The sequence below is a fragment of the Parabacteroides sp. AF27-14 genome, from assembly GCF_003635425.1.
GTDB classification, from domain to species: domain Bacteria; phylum Bacteroidota; class Bacteroidia; order Bacteroidales; family Tannerellaceae; genus Parabacteroides; species Parabacteroides distasonis.
Genome location: NZ_QTLZ01000020.1, coordinates 56,467 through 82,897 on the forward strand (window position 1 = coordinate 56,467; position 26,431 = coordinate 82,897).

At 46.0% G+C, this 26,431-nt stretch carries 25 protein-coding genes; 7 read left to right on the top strand and 18 right to left on the bottom strand.

The window, feature by feature from the left end; translation table 11 throughout:
- Window positions 1-3: 3 nt before the first annotated feature.
- Window positions 4-1,350 (bottom strand): MATE family efflux transporter, encoded by a 1,347-nt coding sequence (locus DWY79_RS17465; protein WP_005856341.1) that lies wholly within the window; start codon window positions 1,348-1,350, stop codon window positions 4-6.
- 319 nt (window positions 1,351-1,669) lie between these two features.
- On the opposite strand from DWY79_RS17465, the gene DWY79_RS17470 reads away from it, so the two are divergent.
- A complete protein-coding gene (locus tag DWY79_RS17470; protein ID WP_010182830.1) occupies window positions 1,670-2,233 on the top strand; it encodes a Crp/Fnr family transcriptional regulator in 564 nt (187 codons plus the stop codon).
- 85 nt (window positions 2,234-2,318) lie between these two features.
- Window positions 2,319-3,698 carry an MATE family efflux transporter gene (locus tag DWY79_RS17475; RefSeq protein ID WP_034527476.1) on the top strand — a complete coding sequence of 460 codons (1,380 nt, stop codon included), beginning with the start codon at window positions 2,319-2,321 and terminating at the stop codon, window positions 3,696-3,698.
- Window positions 3,699-3,720: 22 nt separating this feature from the next.
- Here the strand turns inward: DWY79_RS17475 and DWY79_RS17480 are convergent, their stop codons facing one another.
- The 6 genes from DWY79_RS17480 to DWY79_RS17505 form a co-directional block, all read right to left on the bottom strand.
- Entirely contained in the window at window positions 3,721-4,494 is a 774-nt protein-coding gene (locus DWY79_RS17480) for a prephenate dehydrogenase/arogenate dehydrogenase family protein (RefSeq protein WP_005856360.1), read from the bottom strand.
- Window positions 4,495-4,502: 8 nt separating this feature from the next.
- Window positions 4,503-5,573 (bottom strand): bifunctional 3-deoxy-7-phosphoheptulonate synthase/chorismate mutase type II, encoded by a 1,071-nt coding sequence (locus tag DWY79_RS17485; RefSeq protein ID WP_005856362.1) that lies wholly within the window; start codon window positions 5,571-5,573, stop codon window positions 4,503-4,505.
- Between the two features lie 34 nt (window positions 5,574-5,607).
- Window positions 5,608-6,786: a pyridoxal phosphate-dependent aminotransferase gene (locus DWY79_RS17490; protein WP_036630789.1), complete on the bottom strand. Its 1,179-nt coding sequence runs from the start codon at window positions 6,784-6,786 to the stop codon at window positions 5,608-5,610.
- Window positions 6,761-7,606, bottom strand: a complete 846-nt coding sequence (locus DWY79_RS17495) for a prephenate dehydratase (RefSeq protein WP_005868249.1) — start codon at window positions 7,604-7,606, stop codon at window positions 6,761-6,763. Before DWY79_RS17495 ends, DWY79_RS17490 begins: the two co-directional genes overlap by 26 nt.
- A gap of 275 nt (window positions 7,607-7,881) precedes the next feature.
- Window positions 7,882-8,718, bottom strand: coding sequence for an AraC family transcriptional regulator (locus DWY79_RS17500; protein ID WP_087343008.1), 837 nt, complete (start codon window positions 8,716-8,718; stop codon window positions 7,882-7,884).
- A 95-nt stretch (window positions 8,719-8,813) separates the two neighbouring features.
- Window positions 8,814-9,395 carry an HdeD family acid-resistance protein gene (locus tag DWY79_RS17505; RefSeq protein ID WP_005856375.1) on the bottom strand — a complete coding sequence of 194 codons (582 nt, stop codon included), beginning with the start codon at window positions 9,393-9,395 and terminating at the stop codon, window positions 8,814-8,816.
- A 159-nt stretch (window positions 9,396-9,554) separates the two neighbouring features.
- Here DWY79_RS17505 and DWY79_RS17510 point away from each other — a divergent pair, with 159 nt between their 5' ends.
- The gene (locus DWY79_RS17510) at window positions 9,555-9,959 is read left to right on the top strand and encodes a lipocalin-like domain-containing protein (RefSeq protein ID WP_008771908.1); all 405 of its coding nucleotides are present in this window, start codon (window positions 9,555-9,557) and stop codon (window positions 9,957-9,959) included.
- 124 nt (window positions 9,960-10,083) lie between these two features.
- Here DWY79_RS17510 and ybaK read toward each other — a convergent pair whose 3' ends face one another.
- Window positions 10,084-10,566 carry a Cys-tRNA(Pro) deacylase gene (ybaK, locus tag DWY79_RS17515; protein WP_005856380.1) on the bottom strand — a complete coding sequence of 161 codons (483 nt, stop codon included), beginning with the start codon at window positions 10,564-10,566 and terminating at the stop codon, window positions 10,084-10,086.
- A gap of 3 nt (window positions 10,567-10,569) precedes the next feature.
- Entirely contained in the window at window positions 10,570-12,696 is a 2,127-nt protein-coding gene (locus tag DWY79_RS17520) for a Tex family protein (RefSeq protein ID WP_036631629.1), read from the bottom strand.
- 152 nt (window positions 12,697-12,848) lie between these two features.
- Here DWY79_RS17520 and DWY79_RS17525 point away from each other — a divergent pair, with 152 nt between their 5' ends.
- Window positions 12,849-14,357, top strand: a complete 1,509-nt coding sequence (locus DWY79_RS17525) for an ATP-binding protein (protein WP_005868257.1) — start codon at window positions 12,849-12,851, stop codon at window positions 14,355-14,357.
- A gap of 22 nt (window positions 14,358-14,379) precedes the next feature.
- Here the strand turns inward: DWY79_RS17525 and DWY79_RS17530 are convergent, their stop codons facing one another.
- From DWY79_RS17530 to DWY79_RS17550, 6 genes are all read right to left on the bottom strand, one after another.
- Window positions 14,380-15,738, bottom strand: coding sequence for an ATP-binding cassette domain-containing protein (locus DWY79_RS17530; RefSeq protein ID WP_122369930.1), 1,359 nt, complete (start codon window positions 15,736-15,738; stop codon window positions 14,380-14,382).
- Window positions 15,735-16,643, bottom strand: coding sequence for an ABC transporter substrate-binding protein (locus tag DWY79_RS17535; RefSeq protein ID WP_122369932.1), 909 nt, complete (start codon window positions 16,641-16,643; stop codon window positions 15,735-15,737). The genes DWY79_RS17530 and DWY79_RS17535 overlap by 4 nt, the downstream gene beginning before the upstream one ends.
- Before the next feature lie 170 nt (window positions 16,644-16,813).
- Window positions 16,814-18,367, bottom strand: coding sequence for a sodium:solute symporter (locus tag DWY79_RS17540; RefSeq protein WP_122369934.1), 1,554 nt, complete (start codon window positions 18,365-18,367; stop codon window positions 16,814-16,816).
- Window positions 18,364-18,507 (bottom strand): symporter small accessory protein, encoded by a 144-nt coding sequence (locus DWY79_RS23400; RefSeq protein ID WP_005856393.1) that lies wholly within the window; start codon window positions 18,505-18,507, stop codon window positions 18,364-18,366. The genes DWY79_RS17540 and DWY79_RS23400 overlap by 4 nt, the downstream gene beginning before the upstream one ends.
- 13 nt (window positions 18,508-18,520) lie before the next feature.
- Window positions 18,521-18,946, bottom strand: coding sequence for an acetolactate synthase (locus DWY79_RS17545; protein ID WP_122369936.1), 426 nt, complete (start codon window positions 18,944-18,946; stop codon window positions 18,521-18,523).
- A gap of 23 nt (window positions 18,947-18,969) precedes the next feature.
- A complete protein-coding gene (locus DWY79_RS17550; RefSeq protein ID WP_005856399.1) occupies window positions 18,970-20,271 on the bottom strand; it encodes a phenylacetate--CoA ligase family protein in 1,302 nt (433 codons plus the stop codon).
- A 198-nt stretch (window positions 20,272-20,469) separates the two neighbouring features.
- Here DWY79_RS17550 and DWY79_RS17555 point away from each other — a divergent pair, with 198 nt between their 5' ends.
- Together DWY79_RS17555 and DWY79_RS17560 are read left to right on the top strand one after the other, a co-directional pair.
- Entirely contained in the window at window positions 20,470-21,741 is a 1,272-nt protein-coding gene (locus tag DWY79_RS17555; protein WP_122369938.1) for an ATP-binding protein, read from the top strand.
- An 11-nt stretch (window positions 21,742-21,752) separates the two neighbouring features.
- The gene (locus tag DWY79_RS17560) at window positions 21,753-22,325 is read left to right on the top strand and encodes a DJ-1 family glyoxalase III (protein WP_005868262.1); all 573 of its coding nucleotides are present in this window, start codon (window positions 21,753-21,755) and stop codon (window positions 22,323-22,325) included.
- 88 nt (window positions 22,326-22,413) lie between these two features.
- Here the strand turns inward: DWY79_RS17560 and DWY79_RS17565 are convergent, their stop codons facing one another.
- The 3 genes from DWY79_RS17565 to DWY79_RS17575 form a co-directional block, all read right to left on the bottom strand.
- Entirely contained in the window at window positions 22,414-22,923 is a 510-nt protein-coding gene (locus DWY79_RS17565) for a ferritin-like domain-containing protein (protein WP_005856408.1), read from the bottom strand.
- Window positions 22,924-23,031: 108 nt separating this feature from the next.
- On the bottom strand, window positions 23,032-24,354 hold the full coding sequence (locus tag DWY79_RS17570) for a Gfo/Idh/MocA family protein (RefSeq protein WP_122369940.1): 1,323 nt from the start codon (window positions 24,352-24,354) through the stop codon (window positions 23,032-23,034).
- 4 nt (window positions 24,355-24,358) lie between these two features.
- A complete protein-coding gene (locus tag DWY79_RS17575; protein ID WP_005868266.1) occupies window positions 24,359-25,849 on the bottom strand; it encodes a cobyric acid synthase in 1,491 nt (496 codons plus the stop codon).
- 66 nt (window positions 25,850-25,915) lie between these two features.
- On the opposite strand from DWY79_RS17575, the gene DWY79_RS17580 reads away from it, so the two are divergent.
- The coding region (locus DWY79_RS17580; RefSeq protein ID WP_147431808.1) for a site-specific integrase at window positions 25,916-26,431 on the top strand (516 nt) is incomplete at its 3' end.

Here is a 26,431-nt window from a genome sequence, read left to right on the forward strand (position 1 = left end):
GGATTAGGCGAGATGCGATTTTACCTGCATTTTCGCCCGGTATCCCAGCAGGCATACAGAGCATAAGAAGCCTAATGGGTAAGCCATCCAAATCCCGGCGATACCCCAATGGAACGTGAATCCCAATAGATATCCGGCAGGTATGGCTATGATGAAATAAGCGAGAAACGAGATCCACATAATCGCTTTCACGTCGGCTAGCCCTCGTAAGGAGTTCGCTAAAATGATTTGTGCGCTGTCTCCTATTTGATAGAGCATCAATATGGGGAGTAGTGTCTTCACGATTGCGTTGACATGAAGATTATCCGTAAATATTAATCCAAGCCAGGATTGGGTCATGAATAAGGTGGTGCAGACAATACAAACGACAATAAGCCCTAGATGAAGCCCGGCAATGGTGATCTTACGCACCATATACCAGTCGTTCGCCCCTTTATAATAACTGGTACGAATCGCTACGGCGGCTCCAAGACCTAAATAGATGGTAAAACTGATCGTTGATATGGTAATGGCTATTTGATGGGCGGCAAGCTCAAGGCTACCCAGCCAACCCACCATGATGGCGGTGACGCAGAATGTTCCCGCTTCCAAGCCTTGTTGTAGACTGATCGGCCAGCCTATGGAATTCAGCCTTCTCCAACTCTGCTTATTGATACGAATATGGGTGAAACCTTTCCGGTAAGGCTTATAGTCGGTTCGCAGCATGAATACGGCGATGAAAAGCAATAGCATGATGATACGCGAGATAAAGGTGCTTATACCTGCCCCGAGCAGTCCGAGTTCCGGCATTCCGCATTTTCCGTAAATGAGGATATAGTTGCCGATGATATTCAGCAGATTCCCTGTCAATAGGACCCACATGGATATGGATGGGTTGGCTATGCCTTCCACGAATTGACGGAATGAATTATAAAGCATTACGAATAGGATCGAGACTAATGAGACTGCGAAATAAGGTCTTATCAATGGCAAGAGTTCTTCGGGTTGGCCTAAAGAGTCTAGGTTTAGGTAAATCCCCAGTAAGACGGCTATCAATAATAAGGTGGTAGTCATATTGGCAACCAGACTGTTTTTGAGCCAGCCTCCGATCACGATCTTTTTATTCATCGCTAAATTCTGTCCGATCAGCGGGGTAAGATTATAGGAGAATCCAGTTCCCATTATGATAAACGCATTTATTACATTATTGACGAACGATGCCGCCGCTAGTTCCTCCGTACTGTGCTGTCCCACCATGATGGTGTCTGCCAATCCGGTGATGATAGCCCCCAATTGTCCGATGATGATAGGTACCCCTAGCATTACTAAGGATTTATAATATTGTTTGTAACCCGCTATTCTATTGTACATATGTATTGTTCTGTTATTAATGATGGTGTAAAAATCCTTGATCGTATATACCGGATATACGATAGAGTTGTTCTAAATGAAAATGTAAAGATAAATTAGAAGGAATAGGGTGCGGATACGGTAGAACCTCTCGTAGTCCAATGGACGAACAAGATGCTTTTAGTCGTAAAAAAATAATATTCGAATTTACAGCTCATACCTCTTCTTAGATTTAGCGGTGCAAAATTACGTAAAATCACTGGAATCCGCAAACCTTCAAAATTACCTTTGTTTTTGGGATCGCACTTTTTTTATATCTTTACGGTTATAAGATAAATGAATGATTATGGATCAGTTCGTAGAACAATTAAGGCAGGTGTCTCCTTTATCAGATGAGATCGTGGGGCAGTTGTTGGAAGAAATGAAAGAGGTTTCTTTTGCTAAGGGAGAATTATCGATCCGGGAGGGAGAAAGAGATCCGTTTGTTTGGTTCGTGAAAACCGGATTGGTCCGGGCTTTCGTGGAGCGTGAGGGGAAAGATATCTCGTTATGGTTCGCCTCAGATAGCGAGGTGATCAATTTTGTTTATCGGGATATCTCCGCCTATAATGTTCAAATGGTGGAGAATACGACATTATTGAGAATACCGAAAACGAAATTGGATTACCTATGCAGGAGCTCCCTTGAGTTGGCCAATTGGGGGTTGAAAATACAAGATTACTATCTTCGGGAATATGAGAACTATTTTATAAACGATAGTTGGATGGAAGCTCGTGAACAATATGAGTCATTGCTGAAAACCCGTCCGGACTTGATCTTGAAACTACCCTTGAAACATATCGCCTCTTATTTACAGATAACCCCACAGTCATTGAGCCGTATCCGTGCTTCTGTAAAAAAATAGGGAAAAGTCATTATTTATCATAGGGTAATTTTTCTTGTTTTCAATAGCCATATCTTTGCGTCGTTAAAAACGTGAAGTGGATAATATGAAAATGAGTGGAGAAAAGGCGATCCATCGCCAAGAGTTGGAGCGTGGTTTACTAACCCAAAAGATTTCAAGACTATTTCTGAAATATACGATACCGGGAGTAGCCGGCCTATTATTCCTCGGGATTCAGTCGGTGATCGATGGTGTGATATTAGGGCGGTTTGTCGGGGCGAACGCTTTGGCCAGCGTGAATCTGATCTTACCTTGCTATAGTTTGATGACGGCTTTGTCTATCGTGATAGGAGTAGGGTGTCAGACCTTGATCGGTATAAACCTCGGACGTTCGGATCGGCAAGAGGCGAATAACGCTATAACTACTTCGTTCTTGTTTCTTGGAGGAATATCCGTTTTGATTAGCGGGTTGATTTATATATTCGCCGGAGATATCGCCCGTATGTTAGGTGCGAATGACGTATTGGTTACGGGAGCCGTGGACTATATTCGTTCCCTTGTCCCGTTTTTCCCTTTATTATCATTGATGTTCTTAGGAGATTATATGATTAAGGCGATGGGGCATCCGCTTTATGCCATGATCGTAATGGGAAGTACGGTGTTGATTAATATCGGTCTGGATCTTTTGTTTATCCCGGTAATGGGTTTAGGGATTAAGGGGGCGGGATTGGCTACAGGCTTGGCCTTTACCTTGGGAGCGCTGTTCAATATTCCCCGGATGTTCCAGCGAGGGCAAGTCGTAGCGGTACAAAGAGGACGTTTCCGTTGGCCTTTGGTCTGGAATGCGTTATACAATGGCTCTTCGGAAGGAATATCCGAGCTATCTGCCGGAATCACGATTTTTTTGTTCAATATAACGATGATGCGATATTTAGGAGAGGATGGAGTCGCCGCCTTTACGGCGATTAACTATATCCTGTTTATCGCCACCACGGTATTTTTAGGGATATCCGATGGAATTATACCGATTATCAGTTATAATTTCGGGGCAGGAAGATTGGACCGGATCGAGAAAGTGCTGAGATTAGCAGGGCGTGTTAATTTTATGATAGGTATAACGTTATTCGCCATCTTATTCTTTTTCGGGCAACAGATCACGTCCTTTTTCTTTAAGGGAGGAGAGGCTTTGGACGCTTTGGCGATCGCTAATTACGGCATAACGATTTATTGCTTCACCTTCTTGATGAGTGGGCTGAATATATTGGCCTCCAGTTATTTCACGGCTATCGGCAACGCTAAGCTGTCGGTTGTTATCTCTATGCTGCGTAGCTTGGTATTCGTAACCTTTGGTATTATCGTTTATCCTTCTTTATTCGGCATCCAAAGTATTTGGTATAATGTACCGGTGGCGGAATTGTGTACGTTATTTATCTCCTTTATGTTGGTAAGGAGAGAACTTTTAAAAGAGGCCGTGCTGAAAAATTAATCAGCACAACCTTCTTAATTTCTTATTCGATATTCTTCCGTATCTTGGTCAGATACTCTTTCATCTTCTCGGAATCCTTATCCTTGATGATTTCTTGCAGGATATGCAATTCCTCTTGTATCCGCTCGATTTGGCGAGGGGTACGGGGGTTGAAAAGGATCTCGGTCAATAGAAAATCGTCCTCGGACAAAAGGCCGCGGGCGATTTTCATATGGCGTTTGAAAGTGGTACCCGGGGCATCCTGATGCTTCATCGTAGCGGCAAATACCATAGTGGAGGCGAATGGGATACCTAGTGAGTAGGCTACCACTTTATCGTGCTCCTCGAACGTGTATTCGCAGATATGCAAGCGGAGGCTGGAATAAATATCCTTGAAGAATATCTTGCCCAGATGATCGCCCTCGGAGATAATAATCGTATTCTCTTTCTCCAGTTGTCCCAGATTAGCGAATGTAGGTCCGAACATCGGGTGAGTGGAGACATACGGGAAACCGCATGTCTCATAAAACTCCTTCAAATAAGTCTTCACGGAAGCGATATCGGAAATAATGCAATATGGCTGCAAGTAAGGCATTACGGCCTTGAAAGCCTCTATCGTGTAACTTAACGTCACGCAGTTGATGACCAACTCGGGATTGAAATCCTTAACCTCTTCCGGGCTTTGTAGGCGAAGGGCGTTATAGATAAAACGCATACGTTTCGGATCTTTCTCCAATACGGCTACCTCATGATCAAAACTAAGCAGGTCGGTGAAGAAAGAACCCATCTTTCCTGCGCCTAAAATCAATATTTTCATCTTATAAATTATTGTTCGTTCATGATAATCATTTGCTGGCGCACGGATTCCTCATGGATCTCCTTCAAGATCTCCTTTACAAAGTCCGGGCTCAGGTCCATTTGCTCACCCATGCAGGAGCGTTTCTCTAAGATCTCGCTGTAGCGGGGAGACTGTAAGATCGGCATATTGTGCTCTTTCTTATAAACGCCGATCTCCTTGGAGATACGCATACGTTTAGCCAAAAGCTCCAATAATTGCTCGTCGATACCATCGATCTGGCGGCGAAGAGCGGTCAGGTTCTCGGTAGTCTGGTTTACGTCACGGATCACCAATAGGTTCAATACGTAATCCAATACATCCGGGGTGATTTGCTGGGAAGCGTCGCTCCATGCGCAATCCGGGTTACAATGAGACTCTACGATCAAGCCGTCGAAACTCAAGTCCATCGCTTGCTGGCAAAGTGGGGCTACCAACTCACGCTTACCACCAATGTGACTAGGATCACAGAAAATAGGCAGGTCCGGCATACGGCGGCGAAGCTCGATAGGAATATGCCACAACGGAAGGTTACGGTAGATTTTCTTGTCGTATGAGCTGAAACCTCTATGGATAGCACCCAAACGATGAATGCCCGCTCCGTACAAACGCTCGAACGCTCCGATCCATAACTCCAAGTCCGGGTTAACCGGGTTCTTGATCAATACAGGTACATCAACCCCTTTTAACGCATCGGCGATCTCTTGGACAGCGAATGGATTTACCGTCGTACGTGCTCCGATCCAAAGGATATCGATACCGGCTTTCAATGCCTCGAATACATGATCTTTAGTAGCGACCTCGGTAGATACCAGCATGCCGGTCTCTTTTTTCACTTTCTTCAACCAAGCCAATCCCTCGGCTCCGATGCCCTCGAATCCACCCGGTTTCGTACGAGGCTTCCAAATACCCGCGCGGAATATCTTAACGCCTCTGGAGGCTAATCCTTGGGCTGTTTCTAACACTTGCTCTTCTGTCTCGGCGCTACAAGGGCCTGCGATTACGATAGGACGTTGTGTGTCAACTCCCGGTAATGCTAACGGTTCAATCTTCATTTCCATCTTTGTGATCTATATTTTAATTTTCAATTTTCAGTTATAAATTCTCAATTCTCTTCAAGGCTTCTTCTAAAGTCTCGTTCTTGCAGCAAAGGGAGATACGGATATAACGCTCGCCACGGCTACCGAAGATAAATCCCGGCGTAAGGAATACGTTTGCCTCGTATAGCACCTTGTTGGCGATTGCCTCGCCGCTCTCGGCGGAGTCGGGGATACGTCCCCAAAGGAACATACCTACTTGGTTCTCGTCGTACTCGCATCCCAAAGTACGCATGATTTGTCCGGCAAGGTCCCGGCGGCTACGGTAGACACGATTCATGTTATCGTACCATTCTTTCTTTGCGCTCAGGGCTTCTACCGCCGCATATTGCATCGGCTTGAACTGCCCGGAGTCGATATTGCTTTTTACCTTCAGTATCCATTGGACGAATTGGGCGTTGGAAGCCAGCATCGCCATACGCCAACCCGGCATATTATGAGCCTTACTCATGGAGTTCATCTCGATGCAGATCTCTTTGGCTCCCGGTATGCTTAAGATACTTAGCGGATGCTCATTCAAGATGAAGCTATAGGGGTTATCATTACATATAATAATACCGTGCTTCCGGCCGAAGGCCACCAGTTTCTCGTATAGCTCTACGCTAGCGTTCGCCCCTGTGGGCATATTCGGATAATTGGTCCACATCAGCTTTACATTGGAGAGATCCATTTTCTCCAGTTCCTCGAAATCCGGTTGCCATCCCAGTTCCTCTTTCAGCTCGTAAGGGATCAAACGGGCCTCTACCAGTTTGCTGACGGAACTATATGTCGGATATCCCGGGTTCGGAACCAGTACGCCATCCCCCGGATTCAAGAATGCCAGCGAGATATGCAAGATACCTTCTTTGGAGCCGATGAGCGGCTGGATCTCTGTTTTCGGGTCCAAGTCTACGTCGTACCACGTCTTGTACCAGTCGGCGAATCCCTTACGCAGTTCCGGTATGCCCACGTACGGCTGATAGCCGTGCTCGTTCGCTTTACGGGCATGTTCACACAACGTCTCGATGGTCTGTTCCGAAGGTGGAAGGTCGGGGCTACCCACGCCAAGGTTGATGACGTTCTTGCCTGCGGCATTCATCTCGGCTACTTCCTTCAATTTCTTGGAGAAGTAGTATTCCTGTACGCTACCTACACGGTTAGCGGGTGTAATATTACACACTTTGTCTTCCTTCTGCATATTCGCCTAATATTTTTAAGTCTTTTGTTAACGGTCTGATAGCGTCCAACGCTTGTTTGTAGCGGGTAAAATCCGTGAAAGTAAGGTCGATGTAGAACAAGTATTCCCATTCACGCCCGATAATAGGCAAGGACTGTATTTTAGAAAGATTCATGTCGTAAAAAGAGAGAACGGAGAGGACTTTGGAAAGGCTGCCGGAGGTGTGGGGAAGAGCGAATACGAGAGAGGATTTGTTTTTATCGGTTCCTCGAAGCATCTCATCCGCCGTCCAGCGGTCCGCTATAGCGAGGAAGCGGGTGAAATTCCGTTTGTTAGTTTCGATCCCCTCGGCAAGGACTTCCATCTTGTAGATCTGGGCAGCCAGTTTCCCGCATATCGCCGCATGTCCTTTCAGTTGGTTTTCCGAGATCCACCGGGCACTCATGGCGGTATCTTCTTTCTCTACCACCTTGGCGTTGGGCAGAGTATCGAGGAAATCGGTACATTGCATCAACGCTATCGGATGGGAGTTGACCTCTGTTACCTCGTGTATAGAGGTTCCCGGAAGAGCTACCAAGGAATGGGAGATACGTAGCTTATACTCGCCGGTGACGCTCAGCCCGCTTTCACGGATCAACTCATGATTTTGCAAAAGACTTCCCGCTATCGTGTTTTCGATAGCCATCATACCGAGGATCGCCGGATCTTTCTTGATTGTCGTGATTACATCTCGAAAAGTATTACAAGGAATAATCTCTATTTCCTCACCTTCATGATAATTACGGGCGGCGATGTCGTGATACGAACCGGCTATTCCCTGTATTGCTACTTTCTTTTTCATCTTGTTTCTCTATTTTTACTCTAAACTGTTACAAACAAAAAAAGTCCCACCGAAACCGGCAGGACTTTATATTTTATTGATATTTATATTCAATCATCAACGCTTTACATACAAACTCCTGCCTTTACTCTGCTAAAGTAAAAGTAATAAAAGTAATATGTAAAGCTAAATCGATTCATTGTCTGTTTGTTTTTAAATACGCAGCAAAAGTAACGCTTTTTTGGAAACTACAAGCAAAAAGTGATATTTTTTTTCTGTTACATTTAAATTTTATCTTAACTGTTTCTGAACTTCTGTGGAGATACGCCTACGTACCGTTTAAAGTATTTACCGAAAAAGGATACATTCGGGAAGTTCAAGGAGTAAGATATCTCTTGGATAGTCAAGTCCGTAGCCATCAATTGCGATTTTGCGTCCATGATTATCATATCGGCTATGATATCGGATACGGAACGTCCGGTCTTTTGCTTGATGATCATGCAGAGGTGCTGGGGAGAAATACTTAGTTGGCTGGCATAAAAAGCTGTTTGCCGCTTTGAGGTATAATTCTTCATCACCAGTTGGATGAATTTCTTGTGGATCTCGTCGCTACGGGTCGTTATCTTGTTAGGCCATGATTTCCCTTGATACAAATCGCTGATCCCATGGATCATGGTAAGCAGGATATGTTTCACCATCTCCCTGTTTATGGATTTCTCTTTCGCTTGTACCCGCTCTAGCAAATGGAAATAATCGTTAATGAAGTCCGCCCGCTCCTCACTCAGTGATATGATCGGATTCTCGTAGATAGTAGGTAAGGCGCTCATCGTAGACTTTATCATGTTCACGCAGTCCATGAACTCGGATGAGAATCCTATAAAGGAAAGGCGGAAACTCTCTTTCTGCTCACAGAACTGAATAATGCTTCCCGGCATCAAGGTGATGAAATCATTCGGTTTCAAAGTGTACTCTGTCAAGTTGATGGATGCCCTTAAATTTCCTTCAACGCATAAAGCGAAAATACCTGCTTTTAACCGGCAAGTCTGCTTGTAAAAGTTTAAGATTGCCTCGGTAATGTCGTTTCCTACGACATAATCCCGGGGCAAATCTAATTGTGGTAAGTTTGCGTTCATCCGTTATCTTATTAATGATTGAACACAAAAGTAGTAAAAGTGCTGTTGATTCACTTCTTAATTTAAAAATAGACCAATTAATCCTTGAATCAGACTTATTCCGCTTGTGCTTCCTTATTCCGTTTATGCAAGCTTTTCAGTTCGAAGGATAGCATGACACGGAATATACCTATTATTAATAAGGCATAAGCGATCATGTAAACCAACGTGAAGGCCCCTAGGGCGGGTTGCCAGATAACACCGATGGAGCAAAGGATAGCCAAGATACCGAAGACCATGTACCAACCCCAGTTCCGTGTGCCGTATCGTTTCAGGTCCATCGAGTAACCGGTTGCCGAGAAGCCTCTGAACATAAGCCAGAATGCCAAGACAAACGGAAGCACCTCCATGCTAAGTCCCGGGCTTGCCATCAAGAATATACCTAAGATCAAGTCGATAATACCTCCGGCCAAATACCATCCCCAACTGCTGATACCCTTTTTGTTCGCCAAGGCGAAAGCGATCTCGAACAAGCCGCTTACGAACATAGAGACGCTGAATAAGATACTAAGCGCTACGTAGCTCGCCAATGGCGCGAACATTAAATAAATAGCGACGATGATGTAAAGCAGTCCGACCAATAGTGACAACCACCAATTCTTGACCGCATAATCCATTTTATCAATAAATGTTTTCATATTGGATAATATTTGTATTGTAATTATCCAATTAACAAAGGGAAGGAAGAAAAAGTTCTGGGTATTTGTGGCTAGGATATCCTTAAAAACTTTGTCCTTTGGAAATTAATTCTTTTCTTTGACGTTTCAAATCAATATAGGTATATAAGTACGAGGATTATGATGAAAAATTTGATAGCGATAACTTGTTTTGTCGTGGCGTTGGTGTCTTGTAATAAGGTGGAACATAAGCTGGAAGGGAAATGGCAATTGAAAACCGTAGAGGCGAATGGGGTGGTCCAGACGGTGGATACGGTTTGGTATAACTTCCAGACCTCTTTGTTCGAGTACCAATTATATGACCCGGCAAAGGACGTATATCGTACGAATTTCGGTTATAAGACGTTGGAGGGAGATACGAGACTGGATCTGGAGTTGGTCAATTATGGAGGTACGCCTTTGGAACAATTCATGCGTTATACGGATTGGACCTCACCTAAACAAACTTTCACGATCGAGCAGTCATCTGTGACGAATCTGGTAATGAGCTGCGAAGGAAGAACGTATACGTTTAAGAAATTCTAAGATATCATGTGCTGTTTGATCTCAGTCCCTCATAAGGAGTACTCCAGTACTCCCTAGGAAGTACTGCGATACTCTTTGCGGAGTACTGGAGTACTTCTTACGAAGTACTCTCAGCGATGTTAGATCATGCGATCAAATCCGCTTCTATAGCTTGTGCCACCTTGATTAAATCGGCGGGGGCTATCTGTATCTGCAAGCCTCGTTGTCCGGCGCTTACATAGATCTTATCGAAGCCGGATGCCGTAGGATGGATATATGTAGGGAAATGCTTTTTCATGCCGATAGGCGAGCATCCTCCCCGGATATAACCGGTAAGCGGTAACAACTCTTTCACGGGGATCATCTCACATTTCTTGTTCCCGGATACCTTGGCCGCCTTTTTCAAGTCCACCTCGTCCGCTCCGGGGATCACGCATACGAAATAACCGCTCTTATCGCCATGTAAGATCAAGGTCTTGAATACTTGGGCGATATCTTCCCCTAGCTGCTCCGCGACATGCGTAGCGCTCAGATCATTCTCGTCTACTTCATAAGGCACGAGCTGGTAGGCGATCTTAGCCTTGTCCAGCAGGCGCGCCACGTTTGTCTTATTAATCTTCTCTTTCATCGTTTAGATCCCTTTCATGGATAATTGAACACGTTTTCTGGATAGGTCTACGCTTAGAACCTTCACCTTGACATGCTGATGGATGGAGACCACTTGGGTAGGATCGCTTACGAAACGATCCGCCAGCTCGGAGATATGGACAAGCCCGTTTTCCTTGATCCCTACATCGACGAAACAACCGAAGTTGGTGATGTTGGTCACGATACCGGGCAATACTTGCCCTTCTTTCAAATCCTCGATCGTTTTCACCGTAGGATCGAACGCGAATACTTGGATCGTTTGGCGGGGATCACGGCCCGGTTTATCCAGTTCCTCCATGATATCAAGCAGGGTAGGCATCCCGACCTTATCCGTAAGGTAGTCCGTTAGTTTTAGTTTCTTTTTAAGTGCTTTGTCGGTGATCAGGTCGGCTACCGAGCATTTTAGGTCCTTGGCCATCCGTTCGACAATCGGGTAGCTCTCGGGGTGTACGGCCGAGTTGTCCAACGGGTTCTTTCCGTCGGGTATCCGTAGGAATCCGGCGCTTTGTTCGAAAGCCTTCTCTCCCATACGGGGGACTTTCATCAGTTCTTTCCGGGAAGTGAAGGGTCCGTGCTCCGCCCGGTAATTCACGATGTTTTGCGCTAGCGTAGGGCCTAATCCCGAGATGTAAGTCAACAAATGCTTGCTCGCCGTATTCACGTTTACACCTACTAAATTCACGCAACTCTCCACGGTTTGATCCAGACTCTTTTTCAAGGCGTTTTGCTCTACGTCATGCTGGTATTGGCCGACACCGATACTCTTCGGATCGATCTTGACCAACTCGGCCAAAGGGTCCATCAGCCGGCGACCGATGCTGACAGCTCCGCGTACCGTGACATCGTATTCGGGAAACTCCTCCCTTGCGATCTTGGACGCGGAGTAGATAGAGGCTCCGTTTTCGCTGACTACGAACACTTGTACCTTGCGGTCGTATCGTATATTCGTGATGAACTGCTCGGTCTCACGACTGGCGGTACCATTACCGATGGCAATGGCATCTATGGCGTAAGTGGCTACTAACTGGGCGACCTTAGCGGCGGCTTTGCCCTTCTCGTTCTGGGGCGGATGCGGGAAGATCGCCTCGTTATGCAGTAAATTCCCCTGCGCATCCAGACAGACCAACTTACATCCGGTACGGTAGCCGGGGTCTACGCCTAATACCCGTTTTTGTCCCAAAGGGGGGGCGAGCAGTAATTGTCGGAGGTTCTCGGCAAATACCCGGATCGCCTCCTCATCGGCTTTCGCCTTGCTCTGGTTGGAGAACTCCGTCTCGATAGAGGGTTTCAGCAGGCGTTTGAAAGAATCGTCGACAGCTGTAGCCACTTGCTCGGAAACCTCTCCACGACCTTTTACGAAACGCCGGTTCAAGCGATCCAGACAAGATTCCGCGTCGGGAGAGATACTTACACGAAGGATACCTTCCGCCTCTCCCCGTCGGAGAGCCAATAAGCGATGGGAACTGGCCCGGTTTAAAGGCTCGCTGAAATCAAAGTAATCCCGGTATTTAGCGCCTTCCTCTTCTTTTCCCTTGATCACTTTGGATGTGATCATGGCGGTATGAGCGAAAGAGTTACGTACGGTATTACGTGCCGATTCGTTCTCGTTGATCCATTCGGCGATAATGTCCCGTGCCCCTTGCAAGGCTTCTTCGGCGTTTTTCACTTCCCCCTTGATAAAACTCTTGATGCGTGCGGATAGGTTATTCTCGTTTTGCATCATAACGATCTTAGCCAAGGGCTCCAGTCCTTTCCGGCGTGCGATCTCCGCCTTGGTGACCCGTTTCGGTTTGTAAGGGAGATATAAATCCTCGATCTCGGTGCTATCCCAAGACTCCTCGATGCGTTTCCGGAGCTCGGGAGTAAGTTTCTCTTGCTCTTCTATCGTGGCGAGGATCGTTTCCTTTCGTTTGCTCAGTTCCGTCAGTTTATCCAGTTGATCTTTGATGGCACCGATTTGCACCTCGTCTAATCCTCCGGTCACCTCTTTCCGGTAACGACTTATAAAAGGTATGGTAGCGCCTTCGTTCAAGAGCCCGATTGTCCGTTCCACTTGTCCTTCCGGAATTTGTAGAAAACGGGCTATAAGCGTGTGAAATACGTTTGTCATATCTAGTTTTCTTAGAATTGGAGTACAAATATACGGTTTTGCTTATATTTTCGGTCGGGATGCTCACTTCTTGGGCTTATTATTTGTATCTTTCATTAATTTTCAAGAATTTTACGGCCGGAATATTCAAGCCTTTGATTAAAAAAATCAACATGGAAGTTAATACTACGGAGAACAAAACTTTGGAACAGGATTATAGGGATTTAGCAGGATTGTTATCTAATATCGTGGACTCGTTGCCCATCTACTTTTTCGTGAAGGATACGGGTGATAATTTCAGGTACGTGTACTCCAGCCCTTTGATGAACCAACTTTACGGACGATATCATAATGATGTGGTCGGGAAAACAGATTTTGACCTATTTCTAGATCCGGTCGTCGCCCAATCTTTCAGGGATATGGACGAGGAGGTGGTGAAAACGGGTAAGATGCAGCGTTTCGTGGAGCAAATGATCGATCCGAAAGGTATCTTGCGTACTATGGATACGATGAAACTGCTAGCGCCCCGTGAGGATAAGCCTCCTTATTTAGTAGGGATTTCATGGGATATTACAAAGCAAAGGCAGGTCGAGGAGGAGTTGCATAGCTATAATAAGCGCTTGGCGCTCGCATGTCAAGCGGGTAAGATCTACCCGTGGCTTTGGGATCTGGTAAACGGTACGGCGGAGCTTTCCTTGGAAGAAAACGGCCAGATCAAGCATGTGCAGATCACCCACGCTAGTTTTACGGAGAAGATCCATCCGGATTACCGGAAGGTCTATGAGAATATTACAACCGCTTTCATGCGGGGCGAGATCGATTCCATGCGATTCAGTTTCCCTTGTCGTTATTTCTCGGATGAGTATGTATGGCTGGAGAAGATCGGTGAGGTCTATGAGGCCGATCCGGACGGCAAACCGATCCGCTCGATCGGAATCCTTCGGGATATGACCGTCGATAAACGGCACGAGGCGGATGTGCAGGCCAAGCGTTTGGCGGAAGAGAGCGACCGGATGAAGTCCGCTTTTATCGCTAACATGAGCCATGAGATACGTACCCCTTTAAATGCCATCGTCGGCTTTTCTACCTTATTGGCGGAGAGTGACGATGAGGAGGAAAAAAAGGAATATCTGAGGATCATAGAGAGTAGCAATGAGTTTTTGTTGCAGTTGATCGGTGATATCTTGGATATCTCGAAGATCAAGTCCGGAAAGATGGAGTTTATTTATACGACCCTGCGTTTGAGTGAGATATTCGCTCCCCAGCAGCAAGCTTTCGCCTTGAGAGTGGCCCCGGGTGTAAAGGTTATCTTTGAGTCGGACGGTAATGACTATTGTATTGTGTCGGAGAAGACCCGTTTGACTCAGGTTTTGACCAATTTCCTTTCCAACGCCGTGAAGTTCACCAGCTCGGGTTCTATACGGTTTGGTTATCGTTTGACCGATGATGGTATCTATGTCTACGTAACGGATACGGGTATGGGAATCAGTAAGGAGTCTCAAGCGAGCATATTCAATCGTTTCGTGAAATTGAACAGCTTTAAGCAAGGAACAGGATTAGGGCTTTCTATCTGCAAGACGATTATTGAGAAGTTGAAAGGTAAAATCGGGGTTGAGTCGGAGGAGGGAAAGGGCTCTACATTCTGGTTTACGATACCTTGCCAACCGATGAAAGTGAAATAAGACATTCAAGTTTGGTTGGAATTTATAGGTAAATCACCTCATCCGCCAACAACCGAATCTCATCCGGATTATGTGACGTGAAAAGAATGATCCGTTCTTCTTTCATTTGCTTTTCTCGTATTCGTTCTATAATACGATGGCTTAAGGCTTCATCCAAGCCTTTGAACGGCTCGTCCATCAAAAGGAGAGGAGAAGGGTATGCCAATGCCCTAGCTATAGCGATACGTTGTTGCTGTCCGTAACTAAGCTCTTTAGGATATCGGTTCCCGAAGGGCTCCATTTCCATTTCCTGTAAGTGTTTTTGGGCAATTCGCCGGGCTTTTTCCTCCGTGAGAAAAGAGGAGAGGGGGAGGATGATATTTTCTTCTGCGGTTAGATGGGGCAGGAGTTGCGGTTGTTGGAATATGGTGGCGATTCCAAAGTGTCTTGTGGGATGTATCTCTCCTTCCGTAGGCAATAAGATACCTCCGATTAGGTTTAATAACGTTGTTTTTCCTTTGCCTGAAGGTGCGCTAATTCCATAAATAATCCCTTTTTGAAAGGAATGGGAAAAGTGCTGTATGCCATATTGGTAACTTATATCTTTCGTGTCTAAAACTGATAATGTAGGGGTGGGGATAGTCTGATCCTCATTTGCGAAAGATATTTTAGGGGTGATATCAGCGACTTTGCTAATTCCTTTATCAAAAAAGAAACTGATGAATACCGCCACGATTGTCCAAGCAAGCAGCTCAGGGACAGCGATAAAGTTTTGCGCCCTTTTCATCTCGCTTCCGATTCCGAATGCGCATTGCGACAGGACTTCTCCCATAATGATCGCACGCCAGCCGAATCCGGCGGCGGAGGCAAGTCCGCTATATAAGAATGGCTTTAGCTGCGGGTAGATGATCTGGAATAAGACATTGGAACGTTTGATATGGAACTGACGTGCCATAATGGATAGACCCGGACGTAGGTCGAGGATTCCCCGTGTCAGATTCTCTGTTAGTAGCGGGAACATGGTGAGAAAGGCGATCATCAAAGGGATGCTTTCCGGATTTAGGAATATAAGCGCCAAAAGTATGAAGGATATGACCGGGATCGAGCGCATGATGGCAAGCAGAGGTCTGAATAATTCATACACCCACTCAAAACGGGCGAATAACCCGGCCATCCCTATCGCACAAACGAATGAGATCGACATGCCTAAGACTCCCCGGAATATAGTAGCTCCGACCGACTGATAGAAACTACCGGAGACGAGCCATTCGCAAAGTGTCCGTACGAGCCGGGGAAGTGAAGGTATCAGCTCCGGTTGGTTGGCTATAACGGCGAATAGTTGCCATCCCGCCAAGAGGATAGCGGTAGCGACTATTGTAGTGATTGTTTTTCGCAATCTCATTGTTCTTGGGGTATAAATCCGGCATCGGGAAGCTTCCCGCCGACGGCCTTGGGTTCATACTGTTCGATGAGACGTAGGAAACCCATGACGGCGTCTTTCGCCTTGATAGCTGATAAATAATAGATTTTACACCGCTCGATACTCTTAGGAGTTAAGGCCCCTTGGGCGAAGATTCCATGTTCTTCCAAAGAATGGATGGTCTCTTTCGGATATCGTACGGCTTTTTGGCAGGAGGCTCGTAAGGCATCCTCAAAAGCGGTACGATATTTCTCCATCGTCGGGGTGTATACGACCGCTGTTTGGGCGAATCCGAGGGTATCGTTGTCTGTAAAATGATTCAAGTCCGCAGTTATTCGTAAGCTGCTGTCTTTCCGTAAAGCGATGCTTAGAAACGGTTCCCCGAGCACGGCACGATTTACTTTTCCGGCAAAGATGCCTTGGGTGATTTCCCCGGCGGTATTGAAGGCGTAATTCAAAGGATAATCTAATCGTTGGCGGCCGAGATAGTACCGGGTAAGGATATCGGGAGTCGTACCGTTGCCGAATACATACAATGCCGGTTCTTTCAAGGGAGTTTTCTCAACGAGGTAAAGGGTTCCCCAGATCGGGCACCCCGCTAGTTTGATCTTGATCCCTTTATTGTACAAGTTCGCCGCATTGATCATGGGGAGTACGGCTATGTCGGTCTCCTGCTTGATCAGTAAGGCTTGCGCCAGATCGGGCGAGTCTACCACTTTAACTTGTACTTTCTTGTTATCTATAATTGGAGGATTCTCAAGCCAATCGGCGAATGCGATAACGGATGGACCACGAAGTACCGAAACCTTGATTACGGTATCTTCCGTTTGTGCGTGCCGGCAACCGGAGCAACAAAGTATCAATAGTAGAAAAATGTATTTAATCATATCTAGACCTCTATAAAACAATTAAGGATTGCCTCCCGGCAACCCCTAACCAACTTTGTTAACCTTAAATCTAATACTATTATGAAAAAACCACAGTGCAAATGTACTGTTTTCTATATATCTGTCAATAGAATAAATGCTAATTAGTGTTTTGAGGTTCATAAGAAAAGCTAAAAAGCCTTCTTTTGAGTCGCTAGGCTAACCAAAACAATCGTTATCGCCGATAATGGCAAAGCAAATAAGATCGGATCTATCGCATGCCACGGATATACATCGATCAAGACGTCTTGTCCGAATAAAGCCTTGCAAAGTCCTACCGGAGCCGCTTCCGCCTTATGAAGGAACAACATGGCGAATAAACTGGCCAAGCCTCCTACCCATAAGCTGGCCAAGGCCCCTTGCCGGGTAGCCCCTTTCCAATATAGCGAGCAGAAATAGGTAGGTAGGAATGTAGCCGCGCAAATACCCATGAACAAGGCGGTGCCTCGTGCGATAATACTCGCGCTTAGCGTATAGCAGATAACGTAGCTGACCAAGATAGAGCATAGCACGCCGATACGTACACCTAATGTAGAGTTCGGATTTTTGCTACGTCCTAGTTTGGGGAATGCGTCTGCCCCGAAAGCCGCTCCCATGGTATGAAATTGTGCGCTAAGGGTAGACATACTGGCAGAGAGAATACAAAGCATGAAAACCGCCCCGAACCACTCCGGCATCGCTTTATTGATAAATAGGGGGATGATCTTGTCCATATCTTTTACCGCCTCGGAGGCGACTACACCTTCCGTCTTGAGGAAAAACAAATTAGACAAGGCTCCCACGTGATAAATCGCCCCTACCGTGACAATCAAGAACACGCAGCCGATCAATACGCCCCTGTTGAGTTGCTTGGTACTTTCCACCATCATGAAGCGTACGACTAGTTGTGGCTGCGCTAAGCAACCGATTCCTACGCCAAGGATCAATGAGGTAACCAATGTATACCATTGTGGAGAGCCTGAGATGGGCATAGCTGTCCATCCTTGATGTCCCAAGGCCTTGAAGCGTTCGGGCACCATGGGGGCGATATCCGTCAACTTCTGGTTTGCCTCGATAAAGCCCATGTCCATGATATGGTAAAACCAAAATAGCAGGAATAGCATACAAGCGAACATGATAACCGCTTGCAACGCATCCGTATAAAGTACTCCCTTGATACCGCCCGTAATCACGTAGGCCGCTACGATCAAGGTGAAGATCAACAAGGCCAGATGAAGGTCGATATGAAACATCTGTTCGATGAAGACGGCTCCTCCCTTCATCACCACGGCGGCGTAGAGGGGCATGCCGATGAAAATGATCGAGGCGATGAAGATCTGTATAGACCGAGACTTATAGTGTAATCCCAATAATTGCGGGAAAGTCCGTGCGTTATGTGCCTCGCCTAACTTCCGGGTCTTTCGTCCGAAAAAGATAAAGGCTACCACTACGCCCATGAACATGTTCAATAAGCAAAGCCATTGAATACCCATGCCGAACGTAGCGGCTACGCCGCCGAAACCAACGATCGCCGATGCCGAGATAAAGGTCGCCCCGTAAGACAGGGCCATGATAATGGGGTTTACTTTTCGTCCACCTAATAAATAATCACTGGCGTTTTTCGTCTGCCTGTATCCGAGATACCCTAACCAAGCGATTACAAACATGTAAATGATGACAATAATGCCTAATGTTAGCGTACTCATTTTCGTGATTCTTTAGTAGGGTTTGTTTTTTCGTCGTCTTCTTTATTCCAAGTGGTTATCCCGAACCAAATAGAAAATAGGAGGCAGGCGAACGCTAGAAGGTAAGCCAGCCAAATACCGGGGTCGCTGATTCCGAACATATATCCGTGCCTATTAAAGTTTTATTAGATCACTTTCACAGATATACTCGAGATTCTGACGGCGGATTACCTCACGGGCGCTTTCCCGGTTGTTCGTACGCAAGATCAAGATCGCTTTTTCCCGGATGGAGAAACAATACATATATTCTATGCTGATGCCCGCTTTCGTGAAATAAGATAATGTATTGGCAAAACTTCCGGCGCATGAGCTGGTTACGATCGCTAATACGTCGGTCAGGTTTGCGCTGACGTTGTTTTCTTTTAATATCTTGTATGCCTTCTGGGGATCGCTTACGATGATACGAAGGATTCCATACTCGGAGGTGTCGGCTACGGTGGCCGCGATGATGCGCATGCGCTCTTCCGCCAATAACGCTAATATCTCGCTTAATTTCCCGTACTTGTTTTCAAGGAAAATAGAAATTTGATTGACTGTCATAAGGTGTTATTTTAATTGTTTATTTAACAAAGCTTGCGATGATCTTTCACTCGTACCGCCTTGCCATCTGTGGTTGGCAAAGATCCCTTGGCTACCAGCTTGATACGTGGTGTAAGTAATAATTCGTCCTTCAACTGACGGGTGATACCTTTCGTCAAACGCTGTAAGGCTGAATAATCATCGGTGAATAGGTCGCTCAACTCTACCTCGATCAACATCTCGTCGCTGTTACCGATCGTTTCGAGGGTGATCAAGTAATTGCTGCCCAATTCCTTGAATTGCATCAATATCTTTTCGATTTGGATGGGGAACAGGTTCACACCCTTCAAAATTATCATATCGTCGCTACGTCCTTTGAAACGGGCTAGGCGTTTATGGGTACGTCCGCAAGGGCAATCGCCCGGTAAGATACAAGTAAGGTCACGGGTACGATAACGGAGTAAAGGCATCGCCTCCCGGTTGATGGTGGTTAATACCAATTCTCCGACCTCTCCCTCGGGCACCGGTTGCAAGGTAACCGGGTCTACGATCTCTACGATCACGTTGTCTTCCCAGATATGCAAGCCGTTCTGCTCCGTACATTCGAACGCTACACCCGGCCCGTTCATCTCCGACATACCGAAACAGTTGTAAGCCTTGACACCCAGAAGCTGTTCGATGCGTTTACGTTGTTCTTCCGAGTGTGGCTCGGCACCGATACATACGGTGTGTAGTTTGGTATCCTTTCTGGGGTCTATTCCCTCCTCATACATAACCTCAGCCAAACGAGTGGCATAGCTCGGTATGATATGTAAACAGGTGGTGCCGAAATCGGTGATGAACTTAATCTGTCGTTTGGTATTACCGGCCGCCGCAGGCACTGTCAACGCACCTAGTTTTTCTGCTCCATACTGGAAACCGAGACCACCGGTAAACATACCGTAACCGGATGTATTTTGGAATACGTCCGTATCCCTTAGCCCCACCATATACATGCAACGAGCTACTTGGTTAGCCCATTGGTCCAAATCCTTGGCGGAATGTAAGACAACGGTGGGATTACCTGTCGTTCCGCTGGAAGAGTGGATACGTACGCATTTCTGTAACGGGATGGCTGCCAATCCGAATGGATAGTTATTTCTAAGATCATCTTTCGTTGTAAACGGAAGTTTTTGTAAATCCTCCAAGGACTGAAAACTGTCCGGGGTAATTCCTTTCTCTTTGAATATCTTATGGTAAAAAGGGGAGTTGCCCGCTAGTTCTATGGTTTGTTTCAGTCGTTCCAGTTGGAATTTTACCAGATCTTTACGATCCATGGTTTCTATTTCTTTCTGCCAATACATCATCGTTTTTTCAATTAGAGTGTGTTTAATTCATGAAATTAGATTGCAAATGTATCTTTTATTTTGGATAATGCCATGCTTTTGTGTCAAAATATTAGTAATGACCTTTTGAAAATAAGAATTATTAGGCGGTAAGCCGTTGTAAATAAAAAAATAATAGTTATTTTTGTCCATTACGCAATTTAACTTTATGTATGGGCCATGGGAAAATATGACCACCTTTCCAAAGAAGAGTTGATTCAAAGGATTGAGAGACTGGAAGCCGATCTGGAAAAAGCCACTTTGACACCATCTGCGAGCGATAACGAACTTGAGATGCGCCAAAGCCAGCATACGATCAACTTCTTAAATATCTTGATGGATACGATCTTGTCGAACGTATTTGTGGAGATCACGGTGAAAGATATTTTCAACGGTTTCCGGTATATCTATTTTAATAAGGCGGCGGAGGAATTTACGGGGGTCAAGGCGGAAGATATCTTAGGGAAGACGGATTTCGAGCTTTTCCCTGATTCCCGGCGGGCGCATGAGATCCGAACGGAAGATTACCATACGATCAAGACGGGACGAATGGTAAAGAAAATGGTCGAGTATGAGAAACCGAATGGAGAGGTGAGAATCGTAAATATCGTACGTTTACTGATCACTAATCCGGATCCGGGAGCCTCGCCTCTGTTATTGGTCATGCTGAATGATATCACGGAGCAGCGTCAGGACCAGTTGGCGCTGATGAAAGTGCAAGAGGCGGATAAGATGAAAAACGCTTTTATCGCTAATATGAGCCATGAGATCCGGACCCCGCTGAATGCTATCGTTGGTTTTGCCCATCTCGTGACGGAAACGACTAATGCCAGTGAGCAAAGGGAATACTTCTCGATTATAAATAAGAATTGCGATTTATTGTTGAAACTGATTAACGATATCCTGGATTTGTCGAAGATCGAGTCCGGTCGGTTAAACTATAACGTGTCGGAAGTTGAATTGAGGGATATTTGCCAAGAGGCCTATGTGGTACAATCCTTGAAGATGACTTCCGATGTGGCATTATTATATAACTCGGTCGCCATGCCTTCTGTTCGTCTGTGGATCGATCCGCACCGGGTAGAACAGGTCTTGTTAAATCTCTTGTCTAATGCCATTAAGTTTACTTCCAAAGGTTTTATCTCGCTTTTTTATGAGGTGGAAGATATGTTCGTACGTGTCTCTGTCATGGATACCGGAATCGGGATATCAGAGGAAAAGCTGGAGTCTGTTTTCGAGCGTTTCGTGAAATTGGATGATTTTTATCAAGGGGCTGGTTTGGGACTACCTATCTGCAAGATGATTGTAGAGCAGTTGGGTGGTGAGATCGGTGTGCGATCTGAGCTTGGCAAAGGTTCCACTTTCTGGTTCACCTTACCATTGGTTGTTACGGATAAGGCTGTTGTGGAGAAGGATGATCCTTCTGTTTTAAGTGAATGTCAACTATATTAAATAAAAAAGAAATGAAAAATGCGGTTGTCTTTTTAGCGACAGGCTTTGAGGAAATAGAGGCCTTGGGTACGATTGATGTCTTGAGGCGTGGTGGTGTACGGGTTATGATGGTATCTATTACGGGTGACCGATTGGTGATAGGAGCTCATGATATTCCGGTAATGGCTGATTACCTGTTCGAGGAGGCGGATTTCAGTTGTGTCGATGCCTTGATTTTGCCGGGTGGAATACCCGGAAGCAACCATTTAAATGCGCATGCCCATTTGAAAGAATTAGTCAAGGAGAAAACGGAGGAAGGCGTATTAATCGGTGCTATCTGTGCCGGACCGATGGTTTTAGGTGGTCTTGGATTGCTAAAAGGGAAAAGGGCTACCTGTTTTCCTTTCTTCGAGCCAACAATGGTAGGCGCTACCCCTACGGATAATGGAGTAGAGCAGGATGGAAATATCATCACAAGCAAGGGGCCGGGTTTTATGTTTGAGTTCGGCTTGACGATCTTGAGGAATCTGAAAGATGAGGAAATCGCTTTGGAAGTGGCGGATGCCTTATTATATGACGCTTTGTTGCATGGGACAAAGCATTAATGTGCTTGAAATTAAAATCCCTTGAGAGAATGTCTCTAAGACATTCTCTCAAGGGATTTTTGTTGTAAAGAGTTTTCCCTTTCCTAAATTATTTCTGGAAAGATTTTTTCATACGTGCGATATCTGTCAAATAGTCTTGCAGATCTTGCTCGTGTTCTTCTTCCTCAGCTAAGATATGCTTAGCGATATCACAAGTCGTGAAGTCGATGCCGTCCGTGAATTTAGCGATTTCTTGATAACGCAAGATGGCGCAACGCTCGGAGGCGACATTCTGGTTCAGAAGGCTTACTACGTCAAAGTCTGTCGGTGAATCATATTTGCATCGGGCTAATTCAAACCATTGTTTCGGATCAAGTACCGGAACTCCTTCCAATTCGATGATCCGGTCTGCCAATAATTGGGCGTGATGCCTTTCTTCCTCGGCATGTTCCTCGAATTCACCTTGTACGTCGGAACGCATGGCTCCTTCAACGACCAAGGCTCCTACCCAATATTGATAGTATGCTAGCCATTCTTCCGCTAACGCGGCGTTTAGTTGAGATAATAAATTGTCGACATCCAATTTCCCTCTTAAAATTTTGACGCTTTCTTTTGCCATAGCTGTATTAATTTAGAATTAAACGTATTGTTCGTTTTTTATAGTTCTAACAAGCTTACTAGGGCATTGTTTATTGTTTGTCAAAATTTTAACGTTATGCTGCGATTGTTACAATTTAGGTAATTCCCAAGGTGCCCGGTAATAGGCTTTCGACAAGGCGGTAGCCTCGTTATCGCCGACAAACAAATTGTTTTTATCATCCCAATGGACTTCCCGTTGAACCCGGCAGGAGATATTCGCCAGATGAGCCATCTTCGCTACACGGGCACCGATAGCGGCATCGGCGTTCGGAAGCTCACGGCTTTTAATGCAACTCAACATGTTTCCCACGTGATTATAAAGTCCTTTGCCTTCTCCTTTCTTGAAAGGAACGGCTTCCATGCGGGCTACGTTATTGGATACGACTGGTATGACCTCCCAACCGGCCCTGTCGAGTACCATCGTACCATTCTCCCCATAGAACGCTAATCCTTCCTTACGGTTATAGAGTCCGTGATTGATTCCGCAAGCGTGATCCCAGATGATATTAAAATCATCGTAGGTATAAGTCGCCATTAAAGTATCGGGTGTCTCCATAGCGTCGTTCGGATAGGCGAACTTGCCACCGCCTGAGAATACACGGCTGGGAAGGCCCGCGTTCATTCCCTCAAGGGCATAATCCAGTAAATGTACGCCCCAATCCGACATCAAGCCTCCGGCATAGTCCCAGAAAAAACGGAAATTATAATGAAAGCGATAAGGATTGAACGGACGTTTAGGAGCCGGGCCTAGCCACATATCGTAATCCACACCGGCGGGAACGTCGCAATCCGGTTTAACCGGAAGTGTCGGCTTGCCGTCTTGGTAAGCCCAGACCTTGACCGTACGGATCCGTCCGATATTTCCGGCTTTCAAGAAATTAGCCGCCTCGTCCCAATGCGGGTCGCTACGTTGCCATTGGCCTACCTGTACGATCCGGTTATATTTACGGGCGGCTTTTTCCATCAGGTTGCATTCCTCGATCGTATTGGAGAGCGGCTTCTCTACATATACGTCTTTTCCCGCTTGGCAAGCCCAGACCGTCGGAAGGCAATGCCAATGGTCCGGCGTACCGATAATGACTACATCTACGTCTTTATTATCGATTACTCGTCGCCAGTCTTTATATAAGTGAGGTACTTTTTTCCCTGTTTTCTTCTCAACGTCGGCAGCCCGTTTGTTTAACCATTCGTCATCGACATCGCAAAGAGCCACGCATTCCGTCTCCGGATAATCAAGAAAAGTATTCAAATCCCCGTATCCCATGCTACGGCATCCGATGAGGGCTACTTTTACTTTGTTGCTAGGGGCGGTTTGTCCGTATATGGAGGAATACGATTTACCGATAAGCGGCGATAAAGTAAGTCCGGACATGATAAGTCCGGTTTTTTGCATAAAAGTACGTCTGTTCATGATATTAGTTTTTAATACTGTTATAAATATATTCCATATCCACGTGCTCCCTTACGAGGGCGGCGAGTTTGTCATACTGCTCTTCCTTAAAAGCGGCATAATCGAAAGTACCTGTAGTCGTTTCCGTGTCAAAGCCTTCAGCTAAGTTGTCCAATACGGCCGGATTATCAAGGATACCATGCATATAACTTCCCCAGCATCGGTTGTTGAGGTAATATCCGTCCGTTCGTCCGTCTTCCAGTCGGGCTACGGGCTGTTCGGGGGCGTCACCCAATAGGGTGGTTCGTCCCATATGTATTTCGTATCCTTTACAATCCTTATTCTCCGAGGAGGGGAGGAAAGCAAAGTCGCTTTGTCTCGTGATCTTCTCCTGCTCGATGACCGTGCATTGAGGCAGAAGACCGAGACCGGGAATCGCCGGGATATTTCCCTCGATACTTTCCGGATCTTCCAAGCGGATTCCCATCATTTGATAGCCACCGCAAATACCGATCACCTTTTTACCCGCTTTATGCGCCCGGATAATCGCCATCGCTATCCCATTGGCCCGCAGGCTTTGTAAGTCCGATAACGTATTCTTTGAGCCGGGGAGCAGGATGATGTCGGCTTTCTCTATCTCATCGATATTGTTGGTATAATAAGGATTGAAACGGGGGTCCATCTCCAATACATCAAAATCCGTGAAATTAGACATTCGTTTCAGCAGGATGATAGCTACATTGATTTTCCCGTCTTTATAAGTGTTATTTTTCATATCCAACGCTACGGAATCCTCTTCCTCTATCTTGATATCCCGAAACCATGGGATTACGCCTACCACGGGAATCCCGGTCAATTCCTTTAACAGGCTCCGTCCTTCCTCGAATAAAGAAGCGTCTCCACGGAATTTATTGATGATAACCCCTTTCATTAACGCTCGTTCCTCCGGTCGTAATAAAGCGATCGTTCCATATACAGAGCCGAATACGCCCCCCCGGTCTATATCTGCGATCAGATAGGTGGAGGCGCCGGCTTTCATCGCCATACGCATATTGGTGATATCCCGGTCTCGCAGGTTTAGTTCGGAGATGCTTCCGGCTCCTTCCAATACGATCGGGTTATAGCGAGCTTCCAGACGGTTGAAGGCTTCGATAGCTTCCTTAAATAGCTCCTCCTTCTGGTTTTGTATCCCGAAATAATCCTTGGCGGACATATTGCCGACTGGCTTTCCGTTTAATACGACTTGTGAGCTTTTATCATTTGTCGGCTTTAGTAATATCGGGTTCATATCCGTATGCGGGGAAATACCGCAGGCCTCCGCTTGTACGACTTGCGCCCGGCCCATCTCGCCGCCTTCCGGGGTAGAGTAGGAATTGAGGGACATATTTTGTGCCTTGAACGGTGCCGGTTGATAACCATCTTGCTTGAAAATACGGCAAAACGCCGCATTGATAACGCTTTTACCCGCATCAGAGCAGGTTCCGACAAACATAATCGGTCGTAGGTGTTGCTTCATCTGTATAGATTTTATTTACACAGTGTACAAAGGTAGTATTTTTGGCTTTTTTATTAAGGAGAAGATATGAAAAAAGAAGAAGATTTTGTTATGGGCCTGTCCATCTACATGGCTTGTCTGCGTGAGAAAAAACGGTATTCCACGGCGAAGAGTTATCAAGATGCCTTGAACTCGTTCAAGTGCTTTTGCGGTATGGAGGCGATTCCTTATGCCTATATTAATAGGAACAGGCTTTTGTGCTATCAGTCATGGTTGTTGGACAAGGGCCGTTCGTTGAATACGGTGTCCACCTATATGCGTCGGATTCGTCACATTTATAACTTGGCCGTGGAGGCGAACGAGGCTCCCTTTGTACCCAACCTGTTCAAGGATGTTTTCACGGGCGTTGAGAGCAAGCGGAAGAAGGCGTTGCCGCAAGAGATGCTGGAGCGTATGTTTAATGCTGAATTGGAGGATCAATCCTTGCGGCGTGTACAGTTGACCGTTCGGTTGATGTTTGCGTTCAGCGGGATAGCGTTTGTGGATCTTGCGCATTTGAAATGGGAGAATATCCGGGATGGGATATTGCAGTATCACCGACAA